The 11,667-nt window shown below is 49.9% G+C and carries 10 protein-coding genes; all 10 read right to left on the reverse strand.

Annotated elements, in window-relative coordinates; translation table 11 throughout:
• Nucleotides 1-3 precede the first annotated feature (3 nt).
• The 10 genes from ACUN27_RS24585 to ACUN27_RS24630 all read right to left on the reverse strand — a co-directional run bounded on the left by ACUN27_RS24585 (nt 4) and on the right by ACUN27_RS24630 (nt 11,664).
• Nucleotides 4-468 (reverse strand): SRPBCC family protein, encoded by a 465-nt coding sequence (locus tag ACUN27_RS24585; RefSeq protein ID WP_315948861.1) that lies wholly within the window; start codon nt 466-468, stop codon nt 4-6.
• Nucleotides 449-1,309 (reverse strand): sugar phosphate isomerase/epimerase family protein, encoded by an 861-nt coding sequence (locus tag ACUN27_RS24590; protein WP_445559700.1) that lies wholly within the window; start codon nt 1,307-1,309, stop codon nt 449-451. The genes ACUN27_RS24585 and ACUN27_RS24590 overlap by 20 nt, the downstream gene beginning before the upstream one ends.
• A gap of 27 nt (nt 1,310-1,336) precedes the next feature.
• Nucleotides 1,337-2,296 carry an acetylxylan esterase gene (locus ACUN27_RS24595; protein ID WP_445559701.1) on the reverse strand — a complete coding sequence of 320 codons (960 nt, stop codon included), beginning with the start codon at nt 2,294-2,296 and terminating at the stop codon, nt 1,337-1,339.
• 350 nt (nt 2,297-2,646) lie between these two features.
• Nucleotides 2,647-4,383 (reverse strand): AAA family ATPase, encoded by a 1,737-nt coding sequence (locus tag ACUN27_RS24600; RefSeq protein ID WP_315948857.1) that lies wholly within the window; start codon nt 4,381-4,383, stop codon nt 2,647-2,649.
• A 49-nt stretch (nt 4,384-4,432) separates the two neighbouring features.
• The gene (locus ACUN27_RS24605) at nt 4,433-4,723 is read right to left on the reverse strand and encodes a hypothetical protein (RefSeq protein ID WP_161407345.1); all 291 of its coding nucleotides are present in this window, start codon (nt 4,721-4,723) and stop codon (nt 4,433-4,435) included.
• A 337-nt stretch (nt 4,724-5,060) separates the two neighbouring features.
• A complete protein-coding gene (locus ACUN27_RS24610; RefSeq protein WP_445559702.1) occupies nt 5,061-5,378 on the reverse strand; it encodes an NIPSNAP family protein in 318 nt (105 codons plus the stop codon).
• 58 nt (nt 5,379-5,436) lie between these two features.
• Nucleotides 5,437-6,180 carry an SDR family NAD(P)-dependent oxidoreductase gene (locus ACUN27_RS24615; protein ID WP_326060824.1) on the reverse strand — a complete coding sequence of 248 codons (744 nt, stop codon included), beginning with the start codon at nt 6,178-6,180 and terminating at the stop codon, nt 5,437-5,439.
• A gap of 197 nt (nt 6,181-6,377) precedes the next feature.
• Nucleotides 6,378-7,544: a YbfB/YjiJ family MFS transporter gene (locus ACUN27_RS24620; protein ID WP_326060825.1), complete on the reverse strand. Its 1,167-nt coding sequence runs from the start codon at nt 7,542-7,544 to the stop codon at nt 6,378-6,380.
• A gap of 430 nt (nt 7,545-7,974) precedes the next feature.
• Nucleotides 7,975-9,126: a glycoside hydrolase family 88 protein gene (locus ACUN27_RS24625; RefSeq protein ID WP_315948850.1), complete on the reverse strand. Its 1,152-nt coding sequence runs from the start codon at nt 9,124-9,126 to the stop codon at nt 7,975-7,977.
• Between the two features lie 24 nt (nt 9,127-9,150).
• On the reverse strand, nt 9,151-11,664 hold the full coding sequence (locus ACUN27_RS24630) for a glycoside hydrolase family 2 TIM barrel-domain containing protein (RefSeq protein WP_445559703.1): 2,514 nt from the start codon (nt 11,662-11,664) through the stop codon (nt 9,151-9,153).
• Nucleotides 11,665-11,667: the final 3 nt, after the last annotated feature.

The raw sequence follows: 11,667 nt of genomic DNA on the forward strand, positions 1-11,667 counted from the left end.
GCCTTAAATTTGTCTCACTGCTTCCTCTGCCGCAGACTTGATATACAGGTTCCTCTGCAATAAAAAGTCACGCATATAGGCTTCCAAGAACCATTTATCCGCTAATTTCCCTAGAACACCCATCGGTGAAGTATATATGAAGGTATCAATCATCCGCGTTCCGCCTTCGATAGGAACAAATTCGTGGGTATGCTTGAAATTTTTGAAAGCACCGCGAACTTGTTCATCAACAAAATAAGATGGGCGTGCCATTTCCGTTATTTTCGCAGTCAGCTTCTGTTTGATCCCAAAATGGATTGCTTCCCAAGTTACGGTCTCTCCCAGTTCGATCAGTCCGCTTGTGCGGCCTGCGATCGGTCTTTCCCTGGTCTGAGCGGTTGACTTCGCATGGATATCAATGCTTCTGGCCAAATCAAAGATAACTTCTGCCGGTGCGTGTATGAGCAGTTCAATTCGAATGGATGGCATGCCATAATTCCTCTGCGATTTTTTTGAAAACGAGCGCTTGCTCCCAGCGATTGGAAATTTCCTTCCCGCCATCTCTGACCATCGCATAAGAAGCCGGTCCCAGCTCACACACAAACGGAAAAGAATCCCCTTCAGCAGCTGTTTGCGCCCATTGCCTCATCCCTTCACTCCACCACCCGGCAAAATGTTTCACCATCGGATGCTCGCCAAGCTCTCCGATATCCACCTGAACTTGGTTGCCGTTCGATACCCGGGCATGAATGCTTGAAGTGCGCTGCAGCAGTTTAGCGAATAAGTTCTCTGTCATCGGGTCAGCTCCTTCTTCGCCAATGGCAGAACCGACGATGTAGTGAGACAGGTCGTTCGTTAACCGAAGCTTTGGAAGCGCCTGTACATATTCTGCTGTCCGAAGCAGATCTTGGGTCACACGTCCGCGGTGCGTTTCAACGAAGAATGGGATTCCCACTTCCTCGGCTTGCTGAATGAGCCCATTCAACCCGGAGATGGCTTCGAACCCGACCGTATATTGATCAAGCACTTGGGCGTTGATATAGCGGGCTCCGAATTGTTTGGCCGCCTGCAGGAAAACCGTGATATCCTCTCCCGCACGCGGGAAGGGAACCATTTGCACCCCAAAACTAAAATTGTATTCCTGCAGCAAACGATGCCATTTATCCGCTTCTTCCCTTTGGGGCAATCTTCCTAAAATACCGGTGAAGCCGGCTTCCGCCAGCATCTCGAATTTTTGCTCCATGGACCATTCCGCTTCACCGTTTCCTAGTCCCGACATCGCCCACCAGGATTGTTGAACATCTAATCGTAAATGGCTGTTAACCGTCATCATTTTCGCCTCCAACACAAACTCAAATCACTCACTAAAGCATTCTTGCAAAAAGCGAATAACTTTTCTGTGATGCTCTTCACTCGTTTCATGTCCCGAAAATGGATAATCGTAGATGCGTTTTGAACAAGTCAACCAGTTATACGCGGCATATATCGTATCCGGCATGCAGACGGTGTCCTTCCAACCGACCGACATCAGCACAGGAGCCTGAATACGATGAGCAAGGTTCACAATGTCGAAATAAGCCAATGATTCTAAAGCCTGTCCCAGCTTATCCGGATGGCGTTTCAAGTAGTTGGCATTCTCCGTAAGGGAACCTGTGGAATGCAGAATGCCATAGTCTAAATGGCACATATTCGGAATGTCGGCAACGACTGCCTTGACATGAGTGCTGAGTGCTCCAGCGAGCAATGCCATGCCGCCGCCTTGGCTTGCGCCGACAACGGCTATCCGGCGAGCATCGATTTCGGGCTGCTGCCGGGCGGCTTCCACGGCGCGAACGACATCCAGCGCAAGCGCCAAATAATAGCTGCGCTCCTTGTTGAGCAGGTTCTGCGAAACCCAGCCCCTCGAAGAACCGGCATCATCCTGAAGGAGATTGCCCGTTTCTCCGGTTTGGCCTCTGGCGTCAACGGCCAGAACGGCATAGCCGAGCAGCAGCCAGACGGCGTACCGCTCAGGAAGGCCTCTGTCTCCACCGTAACCGGGGAACATGACGACACAAGGCGGCTTCTGGCTCCCACTCGGTCCATCAGGGACGAGAAACCACGCGTTAATTGGCGTGCCGTCATGGCCGAGATAGGTCAGCTTGTCCATCCGAACAGAAGGAAATAACGGAGATTGCCGCTCCCTTCGGACCGATAGCGGCTGCCGGGATGCCGCTTCGAGCGTGCTGCTCCAAAAAGTATCGATGCTGTTCCTATCGAGCGTTGGTGCTGGAGTGTATTGTTCCAGTTCTTTTTTGCGTTTCGTGAAAGCATTCATCTCGTGACATCCTTTCCAGATAGGCAGGTTTCTTCTTCATGCTACCTCTATTGAATAATAAAGTATATAGGTGTGGTATGGCATGAGTTAAGTTGATCAACGATACAACATTGAGGAACCACAGGCTGCTATTCTAGCAAATTCGACCGTTTCCGCGTTTAAGCGGAACTACAGGGCGTTATTTGAGCGCCTAACCCCGTTTTCTTGAAGAAAACGGTCAGATAGCGGCCCACAGTTCCCTTCCGCGCGAAAAAGAGCCTATTTCGATGAATAGCGCCCTCTAGTTCCCTGTTTGCCGGGGAGGAACAAAAATGCCCCAGCGGTATCAACCTCCCGCTGGGACAGCTCATTTATTCGGAATCCTTGGATTCCTCCTCATTCTTTTCAAGCAGTTTTGCCGGTGCTTCTTTGCTCGGCGCATTGAGCACTGGCGGCTTCACATCGGGCAGAATAGGCCGACTATGTCCGTACAGCTGCACGAAGATTTCTTCAATCTCATCTCCGGTTAGATCACCGCGCTTCAGCAGCTCTTCTGCAATGGCGTGTACGAAACCGTCGTATTCCTTGACGAGCTTCTTCACTTCGAGCATCTGATCTTTCAGCAGCTCATTAATTTTAGGCCGGAGCGCCTTCAAACCCTCAGCATGGGAGCCGATAGCGAGAAAACTGAACAGTTCATCGCCCATCCCAACCATCCCCAAGTATGATCCTGCCAGCAATGTTGCCTGCTGGAGATCCGAAGTTACCCCATTCAATTTCTTGTTCAGGAACTCCTCTTCCACGGCACGAGCAGCCAGACAGACTTGAATTTCTGCTAAAATCTCACTGTCGCTTCGGTTATAACGCTCATGCGTCGGTTTCGTCGCAGCGAGTCCGAGTGCACCGCCACGGCGAATAATCGTCACCTTCCACACGCGTTCATGCGGCTTAAGCAGGAACTGTGCCACCGCATGGCCCGCCTCGTGGTAGGCCACATTCCGCTTCTCATCGTCTCTCATCGAACGAAGCGGCTGTTTAAGCCCCCACTCGTAGGTCTCCATCGCAGCTCGAAAGTCTTCGTAACTAGCCACTTGGGCGCCACGTTGATGCGCGATGACAACGGCTTCGTTCACGATATGCTTGATCTGCGCCGGGCTGTATCCGATGGAGTCGAGCCCCGCTGCTTCCGCAGTAAGCGATGCGTCCGTTTTCACTTTTTTCAAGTAGTACTGGAAGATGTCTACCCGTCCGTCATAGTCGGGAACATCGACCCACAGCTGCCGGTCGAATCGACCTGGCCGCAGCAAAGCAGAGTCCAGGACGTCAGGCAAGTTCGTTGCCGCGACTGTCAGTACCGCTGGCCTCTCCGCCTTTTTGCGGCGCAGCCCCAGCGAACGGAGCATCTTGGCGATTTTGGAGCTGTCGATATTCGGCGGGTCCATCTGCAAGAGAAGCTCATTGAGCAGGCCGGAGCCTCCGCCCATGCCCATCATTCCCATCATACCTGCGCCAGCGCCCCCTTGACGACTCATGCCGATCGCATCGATCTCGTCAATGAAGATAATGCAGGCGCCGTACACTCTCGCTAGCTTCCGCGCCTTCCGGAAGATCCCCATTACTTTCAGGTTACCTACGCCGAAGAACATGTTCTGAAAGCTTGGAGCTGAAGCGTAAGCGAAAGGCACTTGCGCTTCATTGGCAATTACTTGAGCCAAGTAAGATTTCCCGGTGCCGGGAGGCCCGCATAACAACAATCCACGGATTGCCTCCCCACCCATCTCCTTGAACTCCTTGACCCCTTTGAGCAGGGTCACAATCCGCTTCGCATTCTCAACAATTTCGGGGTTCCCCCGATAATCGTCCCAGGTTGCGCCGGTCTCGCCAGGCAATATCCAGTAGGTGCGTCCCCTGGCAAGAAACCAGAAGAGTGCTACGAACTGGATGATCATGAATAGTACTGCGAATAACAACTGGAATAACAAGCTGGCGATGGTTAACGCGGCATTCCAATAGGTCGGCCCTCCTACCCATAACAACACACCGATAATAACGAGGGCTGCTAGCCAGAGGATGAATTTTCGCCACCTAATCCACTGATATCTCCTCATGGCATCACTTCCTTTCCTGGGACCAACTTAAAGAAGGCCCGCTAGTTATTTATTGGAAAATTCTTTTGATATCCAATAAATATTTGAGAATGACAGCGACCCCACAGATGAAATAAAAGATCACAAGAATCCAACCTGTGGGATCGATTGAAACTAAATTTACGAGCACATTCAAAGGTAAAACATAATAGAGGACATCTTTTAAATAACCTAGTACAAATGTAACATCGAAAGCTCCTTCCCAGAACATTTTGAAGAAGGAAATTAGAAAATGGATAATCATTAATCCAAATATGGCCCATAATGTGTAAATCATCCAGCCCGCAACTGTTAATATCACTTTTCACCACCACCTTCCTACATCGTATGCTAGGAATACTGACAGGTGAAAATGATATGAGATTCAGTTTCGACACTAGATTAAAACCAATATATTCTATTTATTTCATATTAAGACCGAGTGCGGTTTAAAATCAAGCATAATGTTAAGAGGGCTCCAGTTCAGAGTATACGGATGAAAAATTTGGAATTTAAGTATAGAAAATAACAGTAATTAAGGTCACAAATGTTACCATTTTTTTGGCTTATTTCCAACATTGGATGATGGATGGACGAACGAAAAAGGCCAACCAGACATCCTGGTTGACCTACGATTTCATATGTTTCCACAGATTTCTTTACTTGAAAAAAGGTGCTTTTTTCATGTAGACGACTTCTATTTTCTCATGCAGAGGTCCGTCTACTTCGCTTTTTTCTTTTAGCTCCAGCCATTCTGGATCCTCGAAAAAAGCTTGCAAATTCCGTTCACGGGAAGCCATGTCTGGATGCTCAAGCACGTAATACAACCGCTCTTTGGATTCGTCCGCGTCTACCCAAAAATTCGTTACCTTCATCTCATGTTTAGCAAAAATGCTAATCGTACCATCCCGAAACCGATTCAATATTGCATCCATTTTCCCGGGAGTCACATCATAAATCCGCAGTTCATATAGCATAAACCCCATCCTCCTATATTATTCAGTATTTGTCTTGATCCAGAAAATTATTTACAGCTTACCACTGTCCAGCATTTTGTCCGCCATCGACATGCAGAATCTCACCTGTCACGAATTGTGCTGATTCCAGGTAGATAATGGCGTCAACAATATCCTGAGCTTCGCCCATTCGGCCAACTGGGTGCAGCTGAGCTAAATAATCATGGGTCTCAACCGAATGCATTGGCGTCTTCGTAACTCCTGGAGCGACAGCATTCACGCGAATCCCCTTGTCCGCATATTCAATCGCCAGCGATTTCGTAGCAGCGTTCAAGCCTCCTTTGGAAAGTGCAGCAAGCACAGATGGCACGGCTTTGATCGGTTGCTCGGCAGCACCGCTTGCCGTAATGTTGACGATGTGGCCGGAACTTGCTTTCTGCATCACGGACAGCGCTCGTTGAGTAACATGGAAGAACCCATCTACATTGGTCGATAGAACAGATCCAAATTCGGCTTCAGTAATTTCTGTGAATGGCTTCGCAATAAAGATACCCGCGTTATTCACAAGCGTGTCGATACGTCCGAAGCGAGACAGTGTTTCGTTGATTAAACGTTCAGCAGTTTGGGGATCTGAAATGTCACCCACCACATATCCGATCTTTGCACCCGTTGGATCAATCTCTCTTGCCGTTTCTGCCAGCTCTTGTTCGCGGCGTCCATTGATGACTACGTTCGCCCCTCGTTTAACAAATTCCATTGCGGCTGCTTTTCCAATACCGCTGCTTCCACCTGTAATGACGACTGTTTTGTTTTGAAAATTCATGTTTATACGCTCCTTTGTTTACCTATTAAAAGGTAGGTTTTATTTAAAAAATATAAGTGCCCGATCAACTCCCTCATCATACATGAGAATAGTTATCCTGAATAATACAGAATAATGATACCGGGCATCTCTAATTCATATAGCTAACCGAAAAACGACGTGCCCATGCCCGGCACATTTCGGCGTTAATTTTCACGTTACCTACTCAGTTTGAGCTGTTTCCGATCAGTGCTGCCAATACCCAGCGGCAGGCTCACCGCGCCCAAGAGGACGATAAGAGCAGCTCCAATCAAGGCTGACAAGTAGCTTCCATTTCCCGATATCAGATGACCGGCAATGAGTGGTCCGATGATTTGCCCCAAGCCGAAGAAAGTGGTCAGCAGCCCAATTATTTTCCGGTTATTCTGCGGATACAAATCCTTGGCAAAAGAAACGGTCAACATCGTGATCCCCATAAAAGTTGCACCGAACAGGAAGGCGCCGACAAACACGGCCGTTGATGAATGAATAAGCACCGGAATTGCAATGCCAACGGATTGTAAGATCATCGAGAAAGTCAAAGTCCACTTTTTTCCCCATTGAGAAGCCAGCTTCGACCACAAGATACACGAAGGCGCTCCAGCGATACCAACTAGGATCCAGCTGAGCGATGCGATATTCGGGAGATTGGAAACCGTCTTAGCATACGCTACAAGGTAAGTCCCCGTAACGATATAGCCTAAACCTTCCAACCCATAGGCAATCGTCAACCATATCAATATCCGACGAACCCCCGAAGATTGCTCGTTACGAGGCGATGGAACCGTCTTCGCTCCGGAATGCTTGTCCCGCAGCAAATACCAAGCTGCCAAACCTAGGAGCAAACTGATCAAACCCAGTCCCTTCCATACTTCGATCCAATCGCCGGTCTTTGCAAGCATCGGAACTGAAAATCCGGTCAACAGAATGCCCGCTCCCACGCCACCGTAAAAAATGCCGGCTTGGAGCTGCGATAAGCGATCCATAACCATGCTGGATGCGATGACGAACACAACCGCGCTGGCAAGACCCGATAAAAACCGGAGCAAAAGCCATATCTCAAGACTGTGGAATTCCCCCATTCCCCAAGTCGTCACAATGCTTCCGATCAACCCAACAAGCAGCAGCCTTGACCGGTTATTCACTTGAACCAGGGTCAGAAGAAACGCTCCGATTAAATACCCCAAATAATTGCTTGAAGCCAGATAACCCGCTCCGGCTGGTGAGAACAGATGGTTTTCCATCATCATCGGCAGGATGGGAGTAAACGCGAATCTTCCGATTCCCATCGCTACCATCATTGCCGCGATGCCTCCTATAAGAACAGTAACCGTGTTTCTTTTCATTACGCGTTCCTCCTTTATTATTTTTGGACCGCGTAACCATGATACTTTGATTTTTGCACATCTGCATAATACAGAATGATGATGAGAACTATCTTGAATTCAGATATCCAGAAAAGCTTAGCTTTTTGAGGAACCACAGGCCGTTATTCTAGCAAACTCAGCTCGTTTCCGCGTTCAAGCGGAACTACAAGCCCTTATTTGACCGCATGATCCCGTTTTCTTTAAGAAAACGCACAATTAGCGGCCCACAGTTCCCCTCCACGCGAAAAAAAGCCTATTTCGATGAAATAGCGCCCTGTTGTTCCCTTCATTGCGCAGGAAGGAGCCGTTGGAACGAGGAGTAGCTTCGTTTACCCCAGCATATATGTTAAAAAGCCGTCAGGGAACATCCCTGACGGCTGCTTATGCCTGTGTTGGAAATGGCATCCTCCTAGAAAATCCGCTGCTTCCAACCCAGCAGTTTGGCGATCGACTCCACGTAATAGTAGTCACCGTAGATAAGTGATACATTAATGTTTTGCCCGGCCGGTTTGTTACCTGTGCCTTCTAGCAAAATAGCTTGATGCTCCGGCTGATCCCATGTCCCGTAATTCTGTGTAAGCGACAGCAGGATGCGCTCCGCTGCGCGGCGGTATACATTGCCTTCAACAGCCGGCAAAAATTCGGCCAGCTCAATCAACCCCGATGCGGCGCAAGTAGCAGCCGATGTATCCCGAGGCTCAGCATCCAGCGATTCAGCCGCGCGGAAATCCCAATGCGCCACATGATCCTCCGGCAGGCACGCCAGAAAATAATTCGCTACACGTTGTGCTGCACGCAAGTAACGCACCTCTCCCGTATAACGGTAGACGTTCGCGAGCCCATTCAGCGCCCATGAGGCTCCACGGCTCCATGCTGACTGCGGTCCTGCACCTTGGCCGCCTAAGGATTCAATAAGCTCTCCCGTCTTCGGATCGAAGCTCAGGATATGATTCACCGAACCGTCTTCGCGGATAAACTTGTCAACGACCGTATCCGCATGGGCTCTGCCGATTTGCTCAAAACGCGGGTCGCCCGTCGCTTCCGCTGCCCAGAACAGGATGGACAGGTTCATGGTGGAGTCGACGATGGACCAGCCGATTTTCTCCTGATTCCATGCCCGAAGGAAGCTGCCAGCCAGGTTAAAACGGCCTGCCAAGAAATTAGCGGCCTGCAGGCCGCGGCGCAAACCATCGCTGTCGCCAGTCAGTTTATGCTTAATAACCGCTGTAGGCAAATATTGAAAGCCCACATCGTGATGAAAATTGTTGGTCCGAATGCTAGCTTGCTCCAGCTTTTCATCCCAGCGCCATGCAGCTTCCTTATAATGTTCTTTTCCTGTCACATCATAAAGAATCCAAAGAATTCCCGGCCAGAAGCCGGATGTCCACCAATCGATCCGCATGTCATCGTACAGTCCGTCTTCCTTCGCGACATGGGGTGATTTGTCACCAAGCTGCTCGATCATACGATCCACTTTTACCTGCAGCGCTTCCCAGACTTGGGGCATAATTTCTTCAAACTTTTGAGCAGCATTCCATGTTGCTGTTTGGTTCACACTCATCGTTATAACCTCCTATTAATGGTTTCAACCCTTCACTACAACTACCTGAGTAACGGTAGGCATTCCCTCACAAGCGGCACTGATAACAGATGTATACGAGCGCTGCCCATCACGGCTGCCATCCAACTTAGATATCAGTGACGAGGCCGGACCACCTGCACTTACAAAATCCGTCACCGTAATCCCAGCCGGCAAACCGCCATACGGATCTATATAAATCCCCGCACGGCCTGACGCTAATTGTGTAAGTCTCGAACCGCGAATCGTACCTAGATTGTCCAGCAGCTTGCCGTCACCGGCTAATCCAAACCGGACAAAGGACACTGCATCCGGGCAAAATACGCCTGCCGCATCATAGGCGAGCACTTCTGCATATACCCTGCCGTCTTCCAGCGTTGTTGTCGTCAACTCCAGCTGCGCCGGCTCGCCCCATGACTCCGTTTGATATCGGAAACTCAACTCGTCGCTCACTGTAACACCGCCACGAACCGCTTCTGCGCGCAAATGGTTCTCGCCAACACGCAGTTCCGTCTCCCAACGCAAACCTGCGGATGGGAAATCTTGTGAGTCGCGGCGCTTCACGCCAAGGCTTTCGCCATTGAGGAACAGTTCCACTTCCTCCGCATTGGAATACACCTTGATCATCTTCCGCTCGCCATCGGCTCCCCAGCGCACCGGCATGGAATGACCATATAGGCGCACCATCGGTTTCTCAGACCAATAGGATTGGAAAACATAATAAGCTTCTTTCGGCGTCAGATCCCGCTCAACAATCCCTTTCATATTCAAATAAGGAATTGGCGAATCCGGCCGCACCGGCGTAGAGAAATCCTTAAACGACCACTGCGCCGCCCCCGTCAACCAGCTCATATTCTCTTGCGATTTCAAGTACCAATCGATCATTTCACAGAAATAGGTCTCTGACCAGTCGCCGTCACGAGATACGCGCGGCTCGCCGCCGGTCAGCAAGTAATCCCCGTCCCGCTCGTCCGTTGCACCTTCGGATTGCTTCATAAAAGTAAAGCCCGTGTAGGTTTCCTCGACATGCCGGGTCGGCAGATTATCTGCGCCCCATTCCATATGGAAGAAGGAGTCGACATTCTCGAAAGCCGTTTTACTGCTTGACTCATAGTCCGTATAGACACCACGGTACCAACCGGCCCATATCGAAGGCGAATAAACGTCAACGATATCCTTGCAAAACTCACAGCGGCGAATCGACGTTAATCGGCTTGGGTCCAGCTCATGCGAGAGGTCATGCAATTCCTTCATGAAGGTGCGGATTTCCTGCTGATCGAAGTAATCGAAATCGCATTCCCAATCATTCTCGTTCCCAAGACCCCATAGGATAATCGATGGGTGGTTGTAATGCTGTTCAATCATTGCTGTGAGCATATCGGTACACTGCTTGCGGTATTCCGGTCCGCCAAGGCCTCCGCGGCACCAAGGAATTTCTTCCCAAACGAGGAGCCCAAACTCATCGCATAAGTCAAGCACGATTCGTGACTGTTGATAGTGGCCAAGGCGAATAAAATTAGCGCCCATGTCCTTGATCAACTGCATTTCTTCACGAATCAAGACCTCGCTCATCGCCGCGCCTACACCAGCATGATCCTCGTGGCGATGCGTTCCGCGCAGCAGAAGCCGCTCGCCATTGAGCTTAAATGGTCCCCGCTTTACAAACTCAAAACTGCGGAAACCAAATTTCTCCGTTAACACAGTTTCGCCATCTTCACAAACCAGCATCACCGAACAGTGATACAAGTTCGGCTCAGTCACCGACCATAGCCGCGGCCCAGGCACTTCGAAAGCAGCGAGTTCTTTCTCCTCCTGCCATGCCGGTAAAGTCACTTCGGACTGCCCGATAACCAAGCCATCCTGCTGCATTACCTTAATCGTCAAAGTAACATTACCGCTAATTGCATCCGGATTATAAAGCTTCGCCCGCACTTTGACTTTCCCGTTGTCCGCTTTTCCACCAACAATCGCATCCAAATCAGTCTGGACATGCACGCTGGACAAGGAGATTTGCGGCACATACACAAGGTTCAAATAGCGGTACACCCCGCCATACAGATTGAAATCGCTTGCATCAGAAGGAATCGTCTCTAACTCCCTGCTGTTATCGCACGCAATGGCCACTGGAACTTGCCCTGCGTAACGCTCTATCCCCTTAGCCCGCTCCACAGCCTCCGTAATGTCAACGGTAAATTCATCATAACCGCCCAGGTGCGAATCTACTTTCTCTGTGTACACATAAACATCCGTTCGCTGACCAGCACCTTCAAAATGCAGCAGGGTCCTCCCTTTCGGATACGGGTTGTCAACCTCCAACCGGCTTCGGTACCAGCCTTGTCCTTGATAATACTTGCTATCTGGGTCCATTACGTCATACCCATTGTAAGTGTGGGGAAGCGTGACCGTTTCCCACGGCACGTTATAGTGATTTTGCAGCTTATCTGACCGCCAAACCTCCCAAGCACCGCCTAAGGATCCGCGATAATGCTCCCAATTTTCGTTTAACCTGCACTTTTTCATGAA

Source organism: Paenibacillus sp. WC2504, from assembly GCF_052682475.1.

Coding starts and splice junctions, on each gene's coding strand:
- ACUN27_RS24585 (WP_315948861.1), bottom strand. CDS start 468: ATGCCATCCATTCGAATTGAACTGCTCATACACGCACCGGCAGAAGTT.
- ACUN27_RS24590 (WP_445559700.1), bottom strand. CDS start 1,309: ATGACGGTTAACAGCCATTTACGATTAGATGTTCAACAATCCTGGTGG.
- ACUN27_RS24595 (WP_445559701.1), bottom strand. CDS start 2,296: ATGAATGCTTTCACGAAACGCAAAAAAGAACTGGAACAATACACTCCA.
- ACUN27_RS24600 (WP_315948857.1), bottom strand. CDS start 4,383: ATGAGGAGATATCAGTGGATTAGGTGGCGAAAATTCATCCTCTGGCTA.
- ACUN27_RS24610 (WP_445559702.1), bottom strand. CDS start 5,378: ATGCTATATGAACTGCGGATTTATGATGTGACTCCCGGGAAAATGGAT.
- ACUN27_RS24615 (WP_326060824.1), bottom strand. CDS start 6,180: ATGAATTTTCAAAACAAAACAGTCGTCATTACAGGTGGAAGCAGCGGT.
- ACUN27_RS24620 (WP_326060825.1), bottom strand. CDS start 7,544: ATGAAAAGAAACACGGTTACTGTTCTTATAGGAGGCATCGCGGCAATG.
- ACUN27_RS24625 (WP_315948850.1), bottom strand. CDS start 9,126: ATGAGTGTGAACCAAACAGCAACATGGAATGCTGCTCAAAAGTTTGAA.
- ACUN27_RS24630 (WP_445559703.1), bottom strand. CDS start 11,664: ATGAAAAAGTGCAGGTTAAACGAAAATTGGGAGCATTATCGCGGATCC.